21 protein-coding genes are annotated in these 20,192 nt (G+C 68.9%); 13 read left to right on the forward strand and 8 right to left on the reverse strand.

The annotated features are described in order from the left end of the window. Window positions 1-135: 135 nt before the first annotated feature. Window positions 136-654, reverse strand: coding sequence for a hypothetical protein (locus ACTWP6_RS27655; protein ID WP_260755882.1), 519 nt, complete (start codon window positions 652-654; stop codon window positions 136-138). Window positions 655-726: 72 nt separating this feature from the next. On the opposite strand from ACTWP6_RS27655, the gene ACTWP6_RS27660 reads away from it, so the two are divergent. The 8 genes from ACTWP6_RS27660 (at window position 727) to glgX (ending at window position 9,461) form a co-directional block, all read left to right on the forward strand. Continuing rightward, entirely contained in the window at window positions 727-2,121 is a 1,395-nt protein-coding gene (locus tag ACTWP6_RS27660) for an acyl-CoA dehydrogenase family protein (RefSeq protein WP_443189371.1), read from the forward strand. A gap of 99 nt (window positions 2,122-2,220) precedes the next feature. Then, on the forward strand, window positions 2,221-4,068 hold the full coding sequence (locus ACTWP6_RS27665) for a hypothetical protein (protein WP_443189372.1): 1,848 nt from the start codon (window positions 2,221-2,223) through the stop codon (window positions 4,066-4,068). Beyond that, window positions 4,065-4,214, forward strand: a complete 150-nt coding sequence (locus ACTWP6_RS27670; protein ID WP_260755885.1) for a hypothetical protein — start codon at window positions 4,065-4,067, stop codon at window positions 4,212-4,214. Before ACTWP6_RS27665 ends, ACTWP6_RS27670 begins: the two co-directional genes overlap by 4 nt. Beyond that, on the forward strand, window positions 4,211-4,639 hold the full coding sequence (locus tag ACTWP6_RS27675) for a hypothetical protein (RefSeq protein WP_260755886.1): 429 nt from the start codon (window positions 4,211-4,213) through the stop codon (window positions 4,637-4,639). The genes ACTWP6_RS27670 and ACTWP6_RS27675 overlap by 4 nt, the downstream gene beginning before the upstream one ends. 10 nt (window positions 4,640-4,649) lie before the next feature. Next, window positions 4,650-5,936 carry a hypothetical protein gene (locus ACTWP6_RS27680; RefSeq protein ID WP_443189373.1) on the forward strand — a complete coding sequence of 429 codons (1,287 nt, stop codon included), beginning with the start codon at window positions 4,650-4,652 and terminating at the stop codon, window positions 5,934-5,936. Window positions 5,937-5,966: 30 nt separating this feature from the next. Beyond that, window positions 5,967-6,644: a PAS and ANTAR domain-containing protein gene (locus ACTWP6_RS27685; RefSeq protein ID WP_443189374.1), complete on the forward strand. Its 678-nt coding sequence runs from the start codon at window positions 5,967-5,969 to the stop codon at window positions 6,642-6,644. After that, window positions 6,641-7,213 (forward strand): isochorismatase family protein, encoded by a 573-nt coding sequence (locus ACTWP6_RS27690; protein ID WP_260755889.1) that lies wholly within the window; start codon window positions 6,641-6,643, stop codon window positions 7,211-7,213. The genes ACTWP6_RS27685 and ACTWP6_RS27690 overlap by 4 nt, the downstream gene beginning before the upstream one ends. Before the next feature lie 85 nt (window positions 7,214-7,298). Further along, window positions 7,299-9,461 (forward strand): glycogen debranching protein GlgX, encoded by a 2,163-nt coding sequence (gene glgX / locus ACTWP6_RS27695; protein ID WP_260755890.1) that lies wholly within the window; start codon window positions 7,299-7,301, stop codon window positions 9,459-9,461. A 202-nt stretch (window positions 9,462-9,663) separates the two neighbouring features. Here the strand turns inward: glgX and ACTWP6_RS27700 are convergent, their stop codons facing one another. Beyond that, window positions 9,664-10,995: a maltokinase N-terminal cap-like domain-containing protein gene (locus tag ACTWP6_RS27700; RefSeq protein ID WP_260755891.1), complete on the reverse strand. Its 1,332-nt coding sequence runs from the start codon at window positions 10,993-10,995 to the stop codon at window positions 9,664-9,666. Between the two features lie 51 nt (window positions 10,996-11,046). After that, on the reverse strand, window positions 11,047-12,108 hold the full coding sequence (locus ACTWP6_RS27705; protein ID WP_260755892.1) for a hypothetical protein: 1,062 nt from the start codon (window positions 12,106-12,108) through the stop codon (window positions 11,047-11,049). Between the two features lie 133 nt (window positions 12,109-12,241). On the opposite strand from ACTWP6_RS27705, the gene ACTWP6_RS27710 reads away from it, so the two are divergent. Both ACTWP6_RS27710 and ACTWP6_RS27715 read left to right on the forward strand, forming a co-directional pair. Then, window positions 12,242-13,054 (forward strand): HugZ family pyridoxamine 5'-phosphate oxidase, encoded by an 813-nt coding sequence (locus tag ACTWP6_RS27710; protein ID WP_260755893.1) that lies wholly within the window; start codon window positions 12,242-12,244, stop codon window positions 13,052-13,054. Window positions 13,055-13,057: 3 nt separating this feature from the next. Next, window positions 13,058-13,636, forward strand: coding sequence for an orotate phosphoribosyltransferase (locus ACTWP6_RS27715; protein ID WP_260755894.1), 579 nt, complete (start codon window positions 13,058-13,060; stop codon window positions 13,634-13,636). Window positions 13,637-13,763: 127 nt separating this feature from the next. Here the strand turns inward: ACTWP6_RS27715 and ACTWP6_RS27720 are convergent, their stop codons facing one another. The 4 genes from ACTWP6_RS27720 to ACTWP6_RS27735 are packed head-to-tail and all read right to left on the reverse strand — an operon-like array spanning window position 13,764 to window position 17,601. After that, a complete protein-coding gene (locus ACTWP6_RS27720) occupies window positions 13,764-14,810 on the reverse strand; it encodes an ABC transporter ATP-binding protein (protein ID WP_260755895.1) in 1,047 nt (348 codons plus the stop codon). Further along, window positions 14,807-15,544 carry an ABC transporter permease gene (locus tag ACTWP6_RS27725; protein WP_443189375.1) on the reverse strand — a complete coding sequence of 246 codons (738 nt, stop codon included), beginning with the start codon at window positions 15,542-15,544 and terminating at the stop codon, window positions 14,807-14,809. Before ACTWP6_RS27725 ends, ACTWP6_RS27720 begins: the two co-directional genes overlap by 4 nt. A 43-nt stretch (window positions 15,545-15,587) precedes the next feature. Beyond that, window positions 15,588-16,439 (reverse strand): ABC transporter permease, encoded by an 852-nt coding sequence (locus ACTWP6_RS27730; protein ID WP_260755896.1) that lies wholly within the window; start codon window positions 16,437-16,439, stop codon window positions 15,588-15,590. 10 nt (window positions 16,440-16,449) lie between these two features. Continuing rightward, the gene (locus ACTWP6_RS27735; RefSeq protein WP_260755897.1) at window positions 16,450-17,601 is read right to left on the reverse strand and encodes an ABC transporter substrate-binding protein; all 1,152 of its coding nucleotides are present in this window, start codon (window positions 17,599-17,601) and stop codon (window positions 16,450-16,452) included. A gap of 108 nt (window positions 17,602-17,709) precedes the next feature. Here ACTWP6_RS27735 and ACTWP6_RS27740 point away from each other — a divergent pair, with 108 nt between their 5' ends. Both ACTWP6_RS27740 and ACTWP6_RS27745 read left to right on the forward strand, forming a co-directional pair. After that, the gene (locus ACTWP6_RS27740) at window positions 17,710-18,138 is read left to right on the forward strand and encodes a TIGR03668 family PPOX class F420-dependent oxidoreductase (protein ID WP_260755898.1); all 429 of its coding nucleotides are present in this window, start codon (window positions 17,710-17,712) and stop codon (window positions 18,136-18,138) included. A gap of 85 nt (window positions 18,139-18,223) precedes the next feature. Beyond that, on the forward strand, window positions 18,224-18,835 hold the full coding sequence (locus tag ACTWP6_RS27745; protein ID WP_260755899.1) for a sigma-70 family RNA polymerase sigma factor: 612 nt from the start codon (window positions 18,224-18,226) through the stop codon (window positions 18,833-18,835). Here ACTWP6_RS27745 and ACTWP6_RS27750 read toward each other — a convergent pair. After that, the gene (locus tag ACTWP6_RS27750; RefSeq protein ID WP_260755900.1) at window positions 18,811-19,722 is read right to left on the reverse strand and encodes a DMT family transporter; all 912 of its coding nucleotides are present in this window, start codon (window positions 19,720-19,722) and stop codon (window positions 18,811-18,813) included. The two genes, ACTWP6_RS27745 and ACTWP6_RS27750, sit on opposite strands and share 25 nt — an antisense overlap. 104 nt (window positions 19,723-19,826) lie before the next feature. Between ACTWP6_RS27750 and ACTWP6_RS27755 the strand changes: the two genes are divergently transcribed. Then, on the forward strand, window positions 19,827-20,165 hold the full coding sequence (locus ACTWP6_RS27755; RefSeq protein WP_260757857.1) for an aminopeptidase: 339 nt from the start codon (window positions 19,827-19,829) through the stop codon (window positions 20,163-20,165). Window positions 20,166-20,192: the final 27 nt, after the last annotated feature.

The raw sequence follows: 20,192 nt of genomic DNA on the forward strand, positions 1-20,192 counted from the left end.
CCTTTGCTCGAGTGACTTTGACGGGTCTCTCGAAGAATCACGCGATGACCTTCAATCATTCGGCAACGACACGCCGGTACCGCTGATCAGGTCCGACTCGTACACCACTCTGCTGGACGCAACCGTCACGAACGCCTATTTCGGCAGCACGAACGCGAACGGGCGCGGATAGCCCATCCCGGTCAGTCGTGCCCGGCGCACTGCATCGACCTTGACGCCGCGGACGTCTCCGGACGACGGTTCGTAGCACTGCAGCACGTCGTCGACCACGTCGACGATCAGCACCCAGTGCCGGGGCACGATCCGGCCGACCAGCACCGCCACCGGCCACCCCGATCGCACCGCCGCCAGCACATCGGCCAACCGGTCCCGCCGCCCCCACCACGGGCGCCACCGGTAGCTCACCCCGCGCCCCAGACAGTGCGAGGTGACGGCATGCGCCATCCCCACCGGCGTGGTGCCCAACGCCCTGGGCCACACCCGGTTCACCGACGCGTGCACCCGACCCTGTTCGGCGGCAAACCACACCACGGCGTCGGGCGCAGTCAGCGACAGCCGATAAGCCGGGTCCACCATCGCACCGGCGACCACCGCCACCGTCGGCCCGCACGTGATCGCATCACGTTGCCGAAGGCGCAGCGGTCCGATCTTCATCGCTTCCCCCGCGGTGGATTTTTCGCCGACGTTGGGTACTCGCCACGATAAGCCGATCAAGGGGGGAAAGCTGTGGCCTTCGACATCACTCCGACCGCCGCCCAGCATGACCTCGCCCGCCGCACCCATGAATTCGCCGAACAGGTGGTCCGTCCCGTCGCCGCCGAGTACGACCAGCGCCAGGAGTTCCCGTGGCCGGTCCTTGAGGAAGCGGCGGCCCGCGGCTTCTACAGCCCGTTGTTCTATCGAGACCTGATCGGCGACCCGACCGGTCTGTCACTGCCGATGTTCATGGAGGAGCTGTTCTGGGGCTGCGCCGGCATCGGCCTCGCGGTGGTGATGCCCGCGCTGGCGCTGTCGGCCATCGGGCAGGCCGCCTCCCCCGAACAGATGCTGCAGTGGGCGCCAGAGTGTTTCGGCACTCCTGGCGATCTGAAGCTCGCCGCGCTGGCGATCTCCGAACCCGAGGGCGGCAGCGACGTGCGCAACCTTCGCACCACCGCCCGGCGGGCCGGCCCGGGCGCCGACGCCGACTGGATCATCGACGGCCACAAGATGTGGATCGGCAACGGCGGCATCGCCAACGTCCACGTCGTCAATGCCGTCGTCGACCAGGAACTCGGACACAAGGGGCAGGCGCTCTTCATCGTCCCCGGGGGCACTCCGGGTCTGGAGATGGTGCGCAAACTCGACAAGCTGGGGTGCCGCGCCTCGCACACCGCGGAACTCAAGTTCACCGGGGTCCGGGTGCCGGCCGATCACCTGCTCGGCGGTCAGGAGAAGCTGGACCACAAACTTGCCCGCGCGCGCGAGGCGGTCGAGGGCGCCCGCCATTCCGGCTCGGCCACCCTGGGTACCTTTGAGCAGACCCGTCCGATGGTGGCCGCGCAGGCGCTCGGAATCGCCCGTGCCGCACTGGAGTACATGACCGAGTACGCCAACCGGCGGGAGGCGTTCGGCGCGCCGATCATCGACAACCAGGGCATCGCGTTCCCGCTGGCCGATCTGGCGACCGAGCTGGACGCTGCGCGGCTGCTCACCTGGCGCGCGTCCTGGATGGCCGCGACGGGGGTGCCGTTCGAACGCGGCGAGGGCTCGATGTCCAAGCTGGCGGCCAGTGAGCTCGCAGTCCGCGCCACCGAGCGGGCGATCCAGACCATGGGCGGGTGGGGCTACATCAAGGATCACCCCGTGGAGAAGTGGTACCGGGACGCCAAGCTCTACACCATCTTTGAGGGCACCAGCGAGATCCAGCGCATCGTGATCTCCAATGCGCTCGGCGCCGCGGACGGCAAACCGCCGCTGCACGTCGACCTGGAACCCACGGGCGGCCCGATCAACCGCATATTCGGCCGCGGCACCCCAGTGCGGACGCAGATGGGCGCGTCGGCGCTCTCGATGAAAGACCGCATCCCCGCACCGGTGATGCAGATGGCGATGAAGGTGCTTCGACCACCGCGGAAATAACGGGCACGTCAAACCCGGTACTCCTGGTTTCACGTGACGCAGTTCTGGCAACATTACCGACCAGTCATATAGGTGTCCGGTACGCGGGATGGGATCACGATGGAGTTTCCTTCACAAGCGATAACCGTTCTGGCCCAGACGTCGGGAGGCGACGAAGGCGGTGGTACCGCCCTCCACGAGATCGTCCTGTTGACGGTGGCCGGTGCAGTCGTCTCGGCGGTGCTGTTGTGGATCGGCTGGCTGCACCGCAGTCACAAGATCACCTGGCTGGCCTCCCTGGCCGACTGGTCGGGGAGGCTGTTCAAACGTCCGCCGTGGGTGGCGCTGCCGGTCGCACTGTTCACCGCGTCGATCATCTGCGCGCTGTTCGGCTTCATCTGGGACGTCAGCCTGCACATCGGCAACGGCCGCGACGACGGCGCGCTGGCCAACCCCGCCCACTACTTCATCCTGATCGGTCTGTTCGGCATCTTCGTGGCCGGCTGCACCGCGATGGTGTTGCCGTACGACAAGCCCGGACCGGCCGCCGTGCGGATCACCGACCACTGGTACGCGCCGGTCGGTGGCATCGTCATGGCCGGCTGCGGCCTCTATGCGCTGCTCGGCTTCCCGCTCGACGACATCTGGCACCGCATCTTCGGCCAGGACGTCACGCTGTGGGGACCGACCCACCTGATGATGATCGGCGGCGCCGGGTTCTCCACGCTGGCCGCGGCCTACCTCGAGTACGAGGGCAGGCGGGCGGTCGGCCCGGATCGGCCGCGCGACGGCATCGGCCTGAGATTCGTTCTGTACCTCGCCTTCGCCGGTGTGCTGATCGGCGCCTCGGTGTACCAGATCGAGTTCGACTTCGGTGTCCCGCAGTTCCGGCAGGTGTTCCAGCCGATGCTGATCGCCGCCGCCGCGGGCCTGGCGCTGGTGATGGCCCGGATTTTCCTCGGGAAGGGCGCCGCGCTGATCGCCGCGGTGATCGCGATCGGCCTGCGCGGCATCGTCGCCTTCCTCGTCGCGCCGGTGCTCGATGCGCCGGTCAACTGGTTCCCGCTCTACCTGGGCGCGGCGGTCGTGGTCGAACTGGTCGCCCTCACTCCGCTGTACAAGCGCCCGATCGTGTTCGGTGCGGTCAGCGGGCTCGGCATCGCCACGGTCGGGCTGTGGCTCGAGTCGCTGTGGATCAACGCGGTCTACCCGCTGACCTGGCCGACGAGCATCTGGCCCGAAGCGCTCGGGATGGCCGTCCCGGTCGCCGTCCTCACCGGGGCATGCGGTGCGATGGCCGGCATGGTGCTCACCGGGCGCCGCCTGCCGCGGCGCGCGATCGGCGTCAGCCTGGTCGTGTTGACCGTGCTGGTCATCGGCGCCGCGGCTGCCAACGGGCTGCGCTACACCACACCGCAGGACGCGACAGCGCAGGTCACGCTCACCGAAGCCCAGGGGCCCGGCGAGGGCCGCTTCGTCACCGCCGACGTGCGATTCAACCCGCCCGACGTCGTCAGCGACGACCCGAACTGGGTCGCAGTGCTCGGGTGGCAGGGTGGCCTGGCCAACGAGCGCGGGCAGTTCATCGACCCGTTGGAGAAGGTCGGCCCCGGCCACTACGTCTCCACCCAGCCCATGCCGGTGTCGGGCACCTGGAAGACGCTGCTGCGGGTGCACGACGGCCGCACCCTGACCGCGGTGCCGATCTATCTGGCCGGCGATCCCGGTATCGGCGCCGAAGAGGTGCCCGCCGAGGCGCAGTTCACCCGCCCGTTCGTCTCGGAGATCACCATCCTTCAGCGCGAACGCAGCCCGGACATCCCGGCCTCGCTGTGGTTGATCGGCTGCCTGGTGGTCCTGTTCTGCACCCTGGCCATGGTCGCCGGAATCGCCTGGGGCGCTGGACGAATCAACAACAGTGAACCCAGTGGCAGCGAGGCGGAGTTCCAACCCAGCGCGCAGTCATGACCGGCAGTCCCGAGGTCGTGCTGCTGGCCGACCACCCGATCTGGCTGGCCGTGCCGGCGTTCGCACCGGCGATCGTCGTAGCCGGTGTGGTCGTCTACATCGCCGCCAGGAACCGGCGCAAACCCGACAACACCAAGGAACCGTGACAACACCACATCGGACACCACATCGAGTCCTTGCTCTCGGCGTGGCGGCGCTGCTGCTCGCCGGGTGCACCGGAACCAGCGACTCCGACAGCGGCGCAACCAGTTCCGGCTCCGCAGCGACGGAACCGCCGATGGCATCGGACGCGCAGGCGCCGCCCGAGCAGCTCGTCATCGACGTCACGATCGCGGGCGGCGAGGTGAACCCGACCAACGCCCAGCTGCAGGCGAAGGTCAATGAACCGATCGTCATCCGGGTCAGTAGCGACGCCACCGACGAACTGCACGTGCACTCGACACCCGAGCACAGCTTCGACGTCGGCATCGGCCCGGCCCAGAGCTTCCAGTTCACCGCTGAGGTGCCCGGACGCGTGGACGTCGAACTGCACACTCTGCACAAGACGATCGCGACGATCCAGGTGCGGTGAGCCTGCCGCAGTGAGCGCACAACTGCTGGCCCACGGCCTGGGCGGTTCGGCCGACCTGCCGATCCCGTTCACCTATGCCCTCATCGGCGCCGCGTGGGCACTGACGTTCACCTTCGCCGTGGTGGCCTTGGCGTGGCGCAAACCCCGGTTCTCCGCAACGAAACCGGGACGGCCGTTGCCGCCGTGGCTCACCCGCGCGGTCGACGCGCCGGTGACACGCCGGCTGCTTGCCGCCGTGGCCCTGCTTCTCACCGGATGGGTCGGCGCCGCAACCTATCTCGGCCCGCAGACCGCCGACAACGCGCTGCCCGGCGTGTTCTACGTGCTGCTGTGGGTCGGGCTGGTGGCGCTGTCGGTGTTGTTCGGCCCCGTCTGGCGGGTGCTGTCGCCGGTGCGCGCGCTGCACCTGGTCACCGGGCGCCGATCGCTGGGCGCGACGTATCCCGCCGCGCTCGGGTACTGGCCTGCCGCGGCCGGCCTTTTCGCCTTCGTGTGGCTCGAATTGGCCAGCCCCGACCCGGGTTCGCTCGGCGCGATCCGGCTGTGGCTTGCGGTGTACCTCGCGGTCACGATCATCGGCGCCTTCTGCTGCGGCACCCGCTGGTGCGCCAACGCCGACCCCTTCGAGGTGTACAGCGTGGTCGCGTCGCGCCTGTCACCGCTGCGCCGGAATCCCGACGGGCGCATCGCGATCGGCAATCCGTTCGACCACCTGCTGACGCTGCCGGTGCGGCCCGGCGTCGTCGCCGTGCTGTCGGTGCTGCTCGGATCCACCGCGTACGACAGCTTCTCGGCGACCCCGATGTTCCGCGGGTTCGTCGACGACATGACCGGCTCGGACCTGGCCGCGACCGGGGTGCGCACCGCCGGGCTGGCGTTGTTCGTCGGCATCGTCGCGCTGACCTTCACCGCCGCGGCCCGCTGCACCGGAGGCGTCGACGCCCGCACCCGCCGGGAACTGCCGGGGCTGCTGGCACATTCGCTGATCCCGATCGTCATCGGCTACGTCTTCGCCCACTACCTGACCTATCTGGTGGAGCGGGGACAGCAGACGGTGTACCGGTTGTTCGGCCAGACCGACGCCGAGGTGGCGTATGTGCTCTCCATGCATCCGGCACTGCTGGCCACGCTGAAGGTCGGCTTCGTGGTGACCGGCCACATCGCCGGGGTGATCGCCGCCCACGACAAGGCTTTGGCGGTGCTTCCCGCCCGGCACCAGCTCACCGGTCAGCTCGCCATGATGCTGGTGATGGTGGGCTACACGTTCACCGGCCTGTATCTGCTGTTCGGCGGATGAGCAGGCAGCTTCTCACGTTAGGGTTCGGTCGTGGCGAGTGAGGACTCTCTGGAACAGGCGCTCGTCAGCGGGGCGCCCCAGCGGGTCGGTTGGTTCCGGTTCTACTTCGCCGACGAGCGCTGGGAGTGGTCCGAGCAGGTCCAGATCCTGCACGGGTACGAGCCGGGGACCGTGACGCCGACGACCGAACTCGTGCTGTCGCACAAGCACCCCGAAGACCGCCAGCAGGTCGCGGCAACGCTGGACGAGGTGCGCCGCACGCACCAGACGTTCTCCACCCGTCACCGCATCATCGACACCCGCGGCGACGTCCACGAGGTCGTGGTGATCGGCGACCAGCTCCTCGACGGGGGCGGCCGTCTGATCGGCACGCACGGGTTCTACGTCGACATGACGCCGACCGACGCGCAGGCCAAGGCCATGCTGACCGAGGCGCTGGCCGAGATCACCGAGAACCGCGCGGTGATCGAACAGGTCAAGGGCATGCTGATGCTCATCTACCGGGTCGATTCTGAAGCCGCGTTCGAACTGCTGCGCTGGCGGTCCCAGGAGACGAATATCAAGCTCCGGCTGCTCGCCGAGCAATTGCTCTCCGACTACGGGGCGCTGGTGTACGAGGAGGTCCTGCCGCCCCGGTCGACGTTCGACCACCTGCTTTTGACCGCACATCTGCGGGCCGATTCCGCCGACGATACCGTGGACAGGTGACCTCGGACAGCCCATCAGGTAGAGCACTGATCATCGTCGACGTGCAGAACGACTTCTGCGAGGGCGGCTCCCTGGCGGTCACCGGCGGTGCGGCGGTGGCACGCGGCATCACCGACCTGCTCGCCGCGAGGCCGGGGTATGACCACGTGGTCGCCACCAAGGACTTCCACATCGATCCCGGCGCTCACTTCTCCGACACCCCCGACTACGTCGATACGTGGCCGGTGCACTGCGTCGCGCACACCACCGGCGCCGAGTTTCATCCCGATCTGGACACCACGCCGATCGAGGCGGTGTTCGAGAAGGGGCATCACTCGGCCGCCTACAGCGGGTTCGAAGGCACAGATGCCGAGGGCACCACGCTGGCCGAGTGGTTGCGGGCGCACGACGTGGACGCCGTCGACGTGGTCGGGATCGCCACCGACTACTGCGTGAAAGCCACCGCCGCCGACGCGGCCGCCGCCGGCTTCACCACGCGGGTGTTGCTGGACCTGACGGCCGGGGTGTCCCCCGACAGCACCGACGAGGCCGTCCACGCACTGCGCGCGGCCGGCGTCGCGGCCGTGTGAGGCAGCCGACGGTTGCACTGCCCGTGGCGTGGGCATCCCCTATCGTCGCCAACGCCGAACCTCGCACAAATTCAGGAGAGCCCACTTGACACAAATCGCCGGCTCGCCGGGAACCACGATCCCGCTCGAGCTGTGGCCGGGCAAGGCCTACCCGCTCGGTGCCACCTATGACGGCTCCGGCACCAACTTCGCGTTGTTCAGCGAGGCCGCCGAGAAGGTCGAGTTGTGCCTGTTCGACGCCGACGGCGAACAGACCGCCTGCGTGACGCTGCCCGAAGTCGACGGTTTCGTATGGCATGGGTTCATCCCCAACATCGAGCCGGGACAGCGCTACGGCTACCGCGTCTACGGGCCGCACGACCCCGCCAATGGGCTGCGGTGCAACCCGAACAAGCTGCTTCTCGACCCGTACTCGAAGGCCATCGACGGGACCTTCGATTGGAATCAGTCTCTGTTCGGCTACGACTTCGGTGATCCGGACAGCCGCAACGACGACGACTCGGCGGCAAGCATGCCCAAGTCGGTCGTCATCAACCCGTACTTCGACTGGGGAGTGGACCGTCCGCCTCGCCACGAGTACGCCGACACCGTCATCTACGAGGCGCACGTCAAGGGCCTCACCCAGACCCACCCGGACATCCCCGACCAGATCCGCGGCACTTACGCCGCCGTCGCGCACCCGGCGATCATCGAACACCTGACGTCTCTGGGCGTCAATGCCATCGAGTTGATGCCGGTGCACCACTTCGCCAACGATTCGACGCTGATCGAGAAGGGTTTGTCGAACTATTGGGGCTACAACACCATCGGTTTCTTCGCCCCCGACGCCAAGTACAGCTCGAACCCGAATCCCGGCGGGCAGGTGCAGGAGTTCAAGGCGATGGTCCGCGCCCTGCATGAGGCCAACATCGAGGTCATCCTCGACGTCGTCTACAACCACACCGCCGAGGGCAACCACATGGGCCCGACGTTGTCCATGCGCGGCATCGACAACGCCGCGTACTACCACCTCGTCGACGACGACAAGCGCTACTACATGGACTACACCGGGACCGGCAACAGCCTCAATGTCAGCCACCCGCACACGCTGCAGCTGCTGATGGATTCGCTGCGGTACTGGGTCACCGAGATGCATGTCGACGGCTTCCGCTTCGACTTGGCCTCCACCTTGGCGCGCGAGTTCTACGAAGTGGACCGGCTGGCCACCTTCTTCGAACTCGTTCAGCAGGACCCGACCGTCAGCCAGGTCAAGTTGATCGCCGAACCGTGGGACGTCGGCCCCGGTGGTTACCAGGTCGGCAACTTCCCGCCGCAGTGGACCGAGTGGAACGGCAAATACCGCGACACCGTCCGCGACTTCTGGCGCGGCGAGCCGGCCACCCTCGACGAGTTCGCCTACCGTCTCACCGGCTCAGCCGACCTGTACGAACGCACCGCGCGCCGGCCGGTCGCGTCGATCAACTTCGTCGTCGCCCACGACGGCTTCACCCTGCGCGACCTCGTCTCGTACAACGAGAAACACAACGAGGCCAACGGCGAGGACAACAACGACGGCGAGAGCCACAACCGGTCGTGGAACTGCGGGGTCGAGGGTCCCACCGACGATCCGGAGATCCTGGCGCTGCGCTCACAGCAGCAGCGCAATTTCCTGACCACGCTGCTGTTGTCTCAGGGTGTCCCGATGATCTGTCACGGTGACGAACTCGGCCGCACCCAGGGCGGCAACAACAACGGCTACTGCCAGGACAACGAGATCACCTGGATCGACTGGAGCAACGTCGACACCGACCTGCTGGAGTTCACCCGAGCGGTGTCGCAACTGCGGGCCGAACACCCGGTCTTCCGGCGTCGGCGCTTCTTCAGCGGCAAGCCGGTAGGTCGGCGCGGCCAGGAAGGCCTGCCCGACATCGCCTGGTTCACGCCCGACGGCACCGAGATGACAGGTGAAGACTGGGGTTCCGGCTTCGCGAAATCGGTCGCGGTGTATCTGAACGGGCACGGAATCCCCGACATGGACGCCAGGGGCCAGCGCGTTGTCGACGACTCGTTCCTGCTGTTCTTCAACGCCCACCACGAGCCTATCGATTTCACGTTACCGCCCAACGAGTTTGCCGCGTCCTGGGAGCCGGTGGTGTCCTCGGTTGCCGCCGTCGCCCCGGAGCCGGGCACCTCCCACCAGGCCGGTGCCACCTTGCCGGTTCCGGCCAGGACGGTGCTGGTGTTGCGGGCCGAGCCGAACTTCAGATGAAAGCCGTTGCGCGCCACCACGCTTAGCTCGGCCGAGTCAACCCGGATTTGCCTGGCGCTGTGTTAACTTGATCGTGCTGTTGCAGCCGTGGCCACCGCGCGGGCAGCGGGTTGTCCCGCATGCCCACCGGCCGGGCGGGCCGGGTGTAGGAGCCGTAGAGCGGCGGCGCCCTACCCGGTGACCACGGCTGCCAGCCTGGCGCTCAGCTCAGGATGCGCGCGATGGACCGCATCGGGATCGGCAGCCACGACGGCCGGAAGCGGGCCTCGTATGCCGCTTCGTAGACCGCCTTGTCCAGTTCGTAGGCCGCGAGCACCGCCCCGTGGTCACGCGGATCGATGCCGGCGACGGCGGCATACCCGGCGCAGAACGCCGCGCTGTTGCGGTCCACCCAGTTGCGCGCGATGCCGGCCAGTCGGCCGTCGGCGTCCGCGCCGGGCTCCAGCTCCACCAACCGCTGCGAGGCCGCGTACTCGAACGACCGCAGCATTCCGGCGACGTCGCGCAGCGCCGAATCCGGCCGCCTGCGCTCGTCGAGCGGCTGACCGGGCTCGCCCTCGAAGTCGATCAGCAGCCAGCTCTCCGGCGTGCGCAACACCTGGCCGAGATGGAGGTCGCCGTGCACTCGCTGCACGGGCACCTGCTGCCCTGACAACGCACGGTAGCGCTCCTCGATCGCCGGCACGTGGTCGGCCAGCTCCGGGGCGGCCCGCGCCGCCGACGCCAACCGTGCCAGCACGGAATCGACGGGAAACGGCACGGTGAAGGTGCCCAGTGTCTCGGCCAGCGTGGCGTGCACCGAGGCCACCGCCTCGCCCAGCCGGTAGGACTCGTCGGCGAAGTCACTGCCGACCTCGTCGGCGAACAACTCACGGGTGCTGGCCGTGGCCATGTCCCAGCCCTCGGCGCTGTTCGCGGCGAACGCGGCCACCATGCCCAACGCCGACGGTTCGGTCCCCGGCCCGGCCCACGACGTCTCGTACGAGCCGAGCAGCGTCGCGACGTGCGGATTACCGGCGCGGGCCAGCACCCGGTTGAGTTCGATGTCGGGGTTGATCCCGGGGGTGACCCGCCGGAACACCTTCAGCATGGCCTCTTTTCCGAAGATCACGCTGGTGTTGCTCTGCTCGGCGCTCGACACCTTGGGCGGCGCGTGCACCGGCAGCACCGCATCGGTCTCGCGGGTGAACCGCAGGTCTGCGACGGTCGCGGAGGTGTCGATCAGTCGCAGCAGACGGCGGGCGGCTTCCGGGTCGAACAGCGCGTCATAGGCCGTGCGCTGTCCGCCGGCACCCGACACCGTGCCGATCACCGCCGCCGGGTCGAGGAACCCCGGCGCGGCCGGGCCGTCCACCCACCGCACCAGCAACTGGTAGCGCTCGCCGGTGCCGTCGCTGTAGGTCACGTCGAGCAGCACATGCTCCAGGTCATCTTCGAGTGGGGTCACCGTGGCGGGCACGACCGACGCGAGTTTGCGGCTGCGGCCGGCGTACCAGCGGCGGTCAACGATCCAATCGCCGAATGCCAGCGTCATGGTGTGAAACCTACCCAGCACGGCGCGAAAGGAATCACCGCGCGAGCCGGGCTAAGGCAGGAAGCGCTCCGCTCCTGCGGTTCGCACGAACCGGGTGCTGTTGGCCTGTCGGTAGCCGATCACGCCGCCGCTGAACGTCAGGAACATCAAGCCGGCCACCCCGGGCAGTGCGACCGCCGCGATCTGAGCGACGGTCGGGTTGGTCACGCCGCGCGGGTTGGCGCCCAGCCGGGGAGCCTGTCCGCCGGCCGGGACGGCCGGCGGTGCCACCGTCGCCCCGGGTGTGGGCGGCACCGAGCCCCGGATCGTCGGGGTCCGCACCCCGGCGACGCCGGGAGCGGTGACGTTGGGGGCGGCGGTCGCGCCCGGCGCCTGCGGTGCCGGCCGCAGCGGCTTCCCGGCCAGGGTGCCGGCCCGCGGCACGGTCACCAACGGCGCCCGGAACACGACCGCCTCCGGGTACGCGCCGCCCGCCCCGCCGCCGCCACCACCGGTGGTGGTTCCGGTGGTCGCGTCGGCGACAGGCGCCTCCTCCTGGGTGCGGAACGCCGGCCCGGGCGGCGGCGCAGGGGCCGGAACGACCTGTAGCGCGCGCAGGAACTCGGTCAGCGTCGGCACCGGGATCTCCACCGTCGTGTAGAACGTCGACGGCGTGGGCCAGCTGCCCATCGGGATCTCCCCGGCGGCGGGCAGCCTGACGAACGGCAGCTTGATCGCGTTGCGCTCGGGCGCCGGCAGCCGGAACGACGGGGCCGGCCGCGGGCTCTCGACCACCGACTCCGACTGCCGGGAACCGCCGGTGCCTGCGCCCGGATCGGATTCGACGATCCGGGTCGGCTCGATCTGTTCGGGTTCGTCGTCGGGCAAGCCCTGGGTCGGTTCGGCGGGCGCCTCCGGTTCGCTCGAACTCCCGCCGTCGTCATCGCTTCCGGTATCGCCCCCGGTGCCGCCGTCGGTGGGGTCGGACCCGCTGTCGGGACCGTCGGCGCTCTGGCTGGAGCCGTCGGAGTCGGACGGCTGCGCGGCGACCGGCACCGCGATCACGCCGCCGAAGACAGCGGTGGCGGTCAGCACGCCGGCGACCGTGAAGGTTCGCAGTGCGGGCCCGGCCATGGCGCCTCCATCTCCGGAGGATTTCGTTGTGTTCACGAAGGACGAATTCGCCTGCAATTCTCTCACATCGGCACAAGCGGGTAGGTCCGATGACGTGTGCCCCTGGACGGTGCGGGCAGGATAGGGTGCCGTCGTGACGTCCACCGGCCCCACACGTGACCACGGTGACCCGGGTGATGCGCCCACCGTCGCGCCCCCGCTGACCGAACCTGCCAATCCCGCGCGCCCGTCGGCGGCCGAGGAGGCCCGCACCATCGCGGCGTCAACCAACACCGGCACGCTGGCGACGCTGACCCGCGAGGGCGACCCGTGGGCGTCGTTCGTCACCTACGGCCTGCTCGACGGCGCCCCGGTGCTCTGCGTGTCCAACCTTGCCGAACACGGCCGCAACCTGGCCGCCGACCCGCGGGCGAGCCTCGCGATCACCGCCCCCACCACCGAGGCCGATCCGCTGGCCAGCGCCCGGATCACGCTGGCCGGACGCGTCGAGGCTCCGGAGGGAGCCGAACGCGACGCCGCGCGGCAAGCCCATCTGAGCGCCGTCGACGCCGCCAGGTACTACATCGACTACAGCGACTTCACGCTGTGGGTGCTGCGGGTGGCCCGAGTGCGCTGGGTCGGCGGTTACGGCCGGATGGACTCCACCACCGGTGCGGAGTACACGGCGGCCCGGCCCGACCCGATCGCCCCGCACGCCGCCGGCGCGATCGCCCACCTCAACGCCGACCACCCCGACTCGCTCGTCGCGATGGCACGGACCCTGGGCGGATACCCGGACGCGGTGGCGGCGACGTGCACCGCCGCCGACCGCTACGGCCTCGATCTGCGGCTGGATACGCCGCGCGGCATGGCCTACACCCGCGTCGGCTATGCCGGGCCGATCGATTCCATCGACCAATTGCGTTCCGCCGCTGTCGAGTTGACACGACGGGCCCGAGGAGACTGACACATGCCGACCGGAGACGACCGCCCGCAGAGCTGGCAGGCCGCGTTCGAGCTGATCCGCACCCGCGGCCACGAACGGCGCGAGGAACCGTTCAAGCTCGCCAGCGGTCAGCTCAGCCACGACTACATCGACGGTAAGTACGCCGTCGACACCGGTGAGCGACTGGCGATCGTGTCCCGGGCGGTCGCCGACCTCGCCGCGGCCAACGGCATCGAGTTCGACGCCGTCGGCGGCCTGACCATGGGCGCGGACCCGCTGGCGCACGGCGTCGCGATGGTCACCGGCAAGGCGTGGTTCTCGGTGCGCAAGGAACAGAAGACACGCGGCAGGGAGCAGTGGGTCGAGGGCACCCGGCTGCAGCCAGGCATGCGGGTGCTGCTCGTCGACGATGTGATCAGCACCGGCGGCTCGACCGAGCTCGCGCTGGAACGCATCGCCCCGCTCGGCGTGGTGGTCACCGGGGTGATCCCGATGGTCGACCGCGGCGACGTCGCGGCGGCGCGCTTCGCCAGGCGCAACGTGCCGTTCCACGCGCTGGTCACCTACCGCGATCTCGGCATCGATCCCGTCAAGGACGTCTGACCCGCTCAAGGGTGAACGCAGGCACCATCCGCCACAGAAATCCACGTTGTGCAGGCCTGCACTCGAACTTTCGCTGCCAAACGTGGATACCTGGTGCGGGTGAGACTTCGGCGCCGACCCGAACCCGTCAAGGACGGGTGACCAGCACGCCGCCGCGTTCCGAGCTCTCCTCCAGGCCCACGGCCACCGGGTCGCCCGGGGCGAACGCCCGCGCCGCCGAGCTGGCCATCTGAGCGCTGACCGTGGCCCCGCCCGGCAGCGCAAGATGCACCCGCGAGATCGCGCCGAGGAACGACACCGAGGTGACGGTCGCCGCGCCGGCGGGGTCGGCGGTGACGGTCACCGACTCGGGACGCACCATCGCCACCCCCTCGCCGTCGACGGAACCGGGCAGCGCGGCCACCGACACCCCGAACACCTGGGCGGTGCCACCGGACACCGTGGCGGGCACCTTGTTGTTCAGCCCGACGAAATCGGCGACGAACGGTGTGGCCGGGTTCGCGTACAGCTCGGCGGGGGCGGCCAGCTGCTCGAGCCGGCCCTGGTTCATCACGCCGACCCGGTCGGCGACTGCGAGCGCCTCCTCCTGGTCGTGGGTCACGAACAACGTCGTCGTGCCGACTTCGAGCTGAACCCTGCGGATCTCGTCCCGCAACTGGGTGCGGACCTTGGCGTCCAGCGCCGACAGCGGTTCGTCAAGCAGCAGCACCCGCGGCTGGATCGCCAGCGCCCGGGCCAACGCGACGCGCTGCTGCTGCCCGCCCGACAGTTCCTTGGCGTAACGCCCTCCCAGCTCCCCCAGACCCACCAGGTCAAGCATGTCGGCCGCACGGGACAACCTGTCCCGCTTGCCTTTTCCACGCATCTTCAGTCCGAACGCGACGTTGTCGAGCACCGTCAGGTGAGGGAACAGGCTGTAAGCCTGGAACACCATGCCCATATCGCGCTTATTCGCCGGCACCCGGCTGACATCGACGCCGCCGACCGACACGGTGCCCGACGTCGCCTCGTCGAGTCCGGCGAGAATCCGCAACGCGGTGGTCTTCCCGCACCCGGACGGGCCCAGCAGTGCGACCAGCTCGCCGGGCTCGATGTGCAACGTCAGGCCGTCGAGCGCACGGGTCTGCCCGTACACCCGGGTCAGCTCGTCGAGCTGGACGGCGACTCCACTCATACGGTCACTCCCACGTTGCGTCGGCCTCTGGTCACCAGCGACAGGATCAGCAGCAGCGCGAAACCGAACAGCAACGTCGCCAGCGACGCCGCCACCGAGGTGGGGCCGTCGCTCTTGCCGATCAGCACGATCTGCACCTGCAGTGTCTGGTAGCCCGACAACGACGCGATGGTGTACTCGCCCAGCACCACCGCGATCGAGATGAAGGCGGCCGACAGGATTCCCGACCAGATGTTGGGCACCACCACGCGCACTATGGTCGACAACCAGCCCGCCCCCAGCGATCTGGCGGCCTCCGAGAGCGTGCGGAGATCGATCGCCGACAGCGCCGCGTCGATGGCCCGGTACGCGAACGGAAGCACGATGATCACGTAGACGAACGTCAGCGTCAGCGCGGACTCGCCGAGGAAGTACGTCACCCACAGATACACGTTGCGCAGGCCGACGACGATCACCAGCGCCGGAATCGTCAACGGCAGCAGGCACAGAAACTCGACCAGGCCCCTGGCCCATGGCGCGCGCAGCCGAACCCAGATCATCGTCGGCACCAGCAGCATCAGCATCGCGGCCACAGTGAGCACCGCCAGCAGCAGTGACACCACGATCGCCTGGTACAGCGTCTCGTCGGCGATCAGATTGGCCCACGCCTGCCAGGTCCGCCCGTCGGAAAGCAGGTTGCGGGTGGAGAAATCGGCCATCGCGTACAGCGGAAACAGAAAGAACAACCCGAACATCACCCACAGTGCCCCACGCACAGCGGCTTTCAAGACCGGGTCCTCATGACAACCACCGGGAACTACGGCGCACCAACAGGTTGTAGGCGGCCATCACCACGGCAACCACGACGATCATCTCCAGCGCCAGGGCGTAGGCGAACCCGGCCTGCCCGAGCACCACCTCGCTGACCAGCGACGCACGGATCAGCAGTGGCAGGATCGGACTGCCCTGGCTGACCAGCGCCGCGGCGGTGGCGTAGGCGGCAAAAGCGTTGGCGAACAACAACAGAGCCGAGCCCAGGAAGGCCGGCGTCAGCAGCGGTAGCGCCACCTCACGCCAGTACGCCCACGTCGACGCGCCGAGGCTGACAGCGGCTTCGCGCCACTGCTCCCGCAGCCCCTCCAGCGCCGGGACGAACACGATGACCATCAGCGGGATCTGGAAGTAGGTGTACACCAGGATCAATCCGCTCAGACTGTAGAGCCAGCCCGAGCCGGCCAGGTTGAACCCGAACACCTGCTGCACCCACAGCGTGAGCACCCCGTTCAGCCCCACGGTGGCCAGGAACGCGAACGCCAGTGCCACACCGCCGAACTGGGCCAGCACGCTGCACAGGGACAGCACGGTCCGACGCACCATCGAGGTCGGCGGACTGCTGACGATCAGCCACGCCAGCGCCGCGCCCCCGAACGCGCCGAGCAGTGCGGTGGCGCCCGACAGCAGCACGCTGTCCCGCAGCGCCGACAGCGCGGTGCCGGTGAACAGCGCGGCGATGCGGTCCAGGCTGAACACCCCATCGGCGTACACCGCCCCCACCACCACCGTGACCGTCGGGATGATCAGGAAGATCACCACCACGGTCAGGAACGGCAGCAGCGGCAGCGAATCACGCAGTCGGCGTGCAAGACCCACGGGCGTACGCTCAGCCGACCGCGGCGGCCCAGTTCTCCGCCAGGTACTTCGAGGCCGCCTCGGTCTGCTCGGGCGTCGGCACGGTCACCGGTCCGCTCACCACCGGCAGCGCCGCGGCCACCGCCGCGTCCAGCGTGCCGTCGGCGAGCATGTTGTCGGCCCGCACCGGGCGAACGCCACCCTGGGCGAACAGGTTCTGTCCCTCGTCGCTGTACAGGAACTCCTGCCACAGGCGCGCGGCCGCCGGGTGCGGCGCGTCCTTGTTGATCGCCTGGTAGTAGTACCCGGCCACAACGTTGTCCGGCGGCACCAGCACCGTCCACGACGGCAGCTTCTTGGTCTCGGCGGAGTTGGTGTAGTTCCAGTCGATCACCACCGGGGTTTGGCCGGATTCGATGGTGGCCGGTGTCGGGTCGACGGGCAGGAAATTACCGGCCTGCTTGAGCTTGCGGAAGAACTCGACCCCGGGAGCGATGTCGTCGGCCGAACCGCCCTGCGACAGCGCCACCATCAGCACACCGGAGAACGCCGCGCCGGCCTGCGTCGGGTCGCCGTTGAGCGCCACCTTGCCCCGGTACTCGGGCTTGAGCAGGTCGTTGACGCTGGTCACCGGCGGCACCGTGGAGGAGTCGAAACCGATCGACATATAGCCGCCGTAGTCGTTGACCCAGGTGCCGTCGGCGTCCTTGAACGCCGCGGGGATGTCGTCGAACTTCTCGACCTTGTACGGCGCGAACATCGCGGTGTTGGCCAGAGCCACCGACTGGCCGAGGTCGAAGACGTCGGGCGCGGTGCTGCGGCCCTTCTGCTGATTGGCGGCGTTGATCTCGTCCTGACTGGACGCGTCGGGCTGCGCCGAGTTCACCTTGATGCCGTACTTGTCGGAGAACGCCGTGATGATCGCGCCGTAGTTGGCCCAATCCGGAGGCAGCGCAATCACATTGAGCTCGCCCTCGGCCTTGGCGGCCTCGACGAGGCCCTCCATGCCGCCGAAATCCGCTGCCGAGGTGGCCTCGGCGGCGTTCACCCCCGACTCGGTCTGGGCGTTCGAGCTGTCCTTCTCCGGTGGCGCACAGGCCACAGCGCCGCCGGCCAGCAGCACCGACGCGGCGACGGCGAGGAACCGGGCCAACGGCCGGGAGGTGTTGCGTGCGGTGTTCATTGCCGAACCTTCCGATGAGCAGGAGGCTGCGCAGTGGCTCAGCGGTTACCGCCCCGCGACTCCGCAGTGAACGAATCGGACCAGCTCTGCGCACCCTACCCTGGGACGATGGCGGAATCCGACGACCGTGACGTTACTGCCGCATTTGCCGGCGCGCCGGTGGCGATGCTGGCGACCGCGGGCCTCGACGCGGTGCCCCACCTGGTGCCGGTGGTGTTCGCGATGCCCGAGCACCGCCAGGACATCCTGTACACCGCGATCGACGCGAAGCCGAAGTCGACGCAGCGGCTGCGCCGGCTGGTCAACATCGAGAACAACCCGGCGGTCAGCCTGCTGGTCCAGCACTACGACGAAGACTGGTCCCGGCTGTGGTGGGTGCGCGCGGACGGCGTCGCGACCATTCACCACAGCGGCGTGGAGATGGCCACCGGCTACGCGCTGCTGCGCGCCAAGTACCCCCAATACCGGCGCGTCGAGCTCGACGGACCGGTGATCAGCGTCGAGATCCGACGCTGGGCGTCCTGGTATGGGGGTTAACCGGTAGCGTGCGGTGCGGTTCTCCGCACCCGTTTTGGAGGCCAGCCGGGCAGACGCGGGGGCGCCGCATCGGGAGAGTCGAAGCATGCCCGACACCCCAGAGGACGACCCGCTCACCGACCGTTTCGAACGTGAGGCGATACCGCTGATCGCCGGTCTGTACCGGCACGCGTTCACCCTGACTCGAGACCACGCCGACGCCGAAGACCTGCTCCAGGAAACGGCGGCCAAGGCCTATGCGGCGTTCGGCAGTTTCCGCACCCTCGACACCCTCGACCCCCTCGGCGACGGAGCCAATCTCGCCGGCTGGCTGTACCGGATTCTGCTCAACACCCACATCAGCGCCTACCGCAGACAACAGCGCAGGCCAGGGCTCCAGTTCACCGACGAGTTCACCGACGGTCAGCTGCTGCGGCACGGCAGGCGCGGCAACGCCCCGGAATCCACCGAGGAGGTCGTGCTGGCCCACACGCCCGACCCTGTGATCGCCGCGGCCATGCGCGCGCTGCCGGAGAAGTACCGCACCGCGGTGTATTACGCCGACGTGGAGGGCCGCAAGTTTCGGGAGATCGCCGAGTTGACCCACGCCCCGCTCGGCACCGTGATGTCCCGGCTGCACCGCGGGCGCGCCAGGCTGCGCGCCGCGCTGGCCGACGTCGCCCGGGACCGCGGCTATCCGCTGCCCGAAGCCGCCTGAGCGTTTTCCGCCTTGTCCGCTTCCAGCATCTCCTCGTAGGCGCCCTCGTCGCGGCCCAGCGCGATCGTGCCCGCCACCATCGCCACCGTCGCCACCGCGATCGCGATCGCGTCCCAACGGTCGGCGTTCAAATGCTCGCCGAGGACCACCGCCCCGAGGATCACCGCGACCATCGGTTCGAGCACCAGCATGGTCGGCACCGAGGTCTGCAGCGAGCCCGCGTGGAAGGAGGACTGCTGCAGCAATGTCGCCACCACACCGAGCAGGCCCAGCAGATAGAGCACCGGGGTGGTCAGCACCGCCGTCAGACCCTCGTGTGTCAGCACGTGCATGACCAATTTCGTCAGCACCGCGACCACCCCGAACAGCACCCCGACCGCAACGGCGAGCAGCACCGCGCGGATCCATCCGATGACGCGGGTCGCGACGATCACACACGCCAGCACCGCGATCGTGCACACCACCGCCACCAGCGCCGAAGTCGACAGCGACGCCTCATAGTCGCCGGGGCTGGCCTTGGCGAGCACCACGAACACCGCGAGCGCCGCGGTGAGCAGCACCGCCCAGGCCCACTCGGCCCGGGTGACCCGCCGGTGCGCCAGCCGGGCGCTGAGCGGAAGCGCGAACAGCAGCGCCGAGACCAGGATGGGCTGGACCAGCAGCAGCGACCCGTTGGCCAGCGCCAGCGCCTGGAAGACGAAGCCGGCGACGGCGGCCGCGGTGCCCGCCCACCACAGCGGCCGGCGCAGCAAAGTCCGGAACATCACGGCACTGACCCCGTCCTCGGCGGGCACGTCCAGGGTCGCCCGCTGGCGCACCACGATGCCGACAGCAAGGAACACCGCGGCCAGAAAGGCCAGCAGCACGGTAAGGCCATGCCCGATCACCCGACAAGGAAAGCACCTTTACCGGTCCCCCGCCCAGCCCGGTCCCCTCTCGACAAATGATCGATCTTGTTTCGGCGCCGGGGAACTGGGGCATCAGTGCGGGCATGAATGTGCGACGGTTGATCATGATCGCTGGAGTGGCGGTGCTGCTGGCAGGTGTCATCGCGCTCCTGGTGCCGGTGTCGATCCCCGGACCCGAGGGCAGCATCGGATGCGGCAACGGCATCGCCGCCGATCTGTCGGAGGCCCGCGACGCCGACAGCGGCAATCTGGCCAACCTGCCGGTGCTCAACGAGATCGTCCCGCATACCGACTACGCCGCCTCGTGTGAGTCGGCGCTGTCGTCGCGGCGCTCGTGGGCGATCCCGGTCGCGGTCGTCGGCCTGGTGGTGCTGGTCGGCTCATTCTTCGTCGGCGGCCGGTCCGGCCGGGTGCGAACCTAGGACGCCCGCCCGTCGACCACCCGCAGG

The organism is Mycobacterium sp. 4D054 (genome assembly GCF_052245755.1).
Lineage (GTDB): Bacteria > Actinomycetota > Actinomycetes > Mycobacteriales > Mycobacteriaceae > Mycobacterium.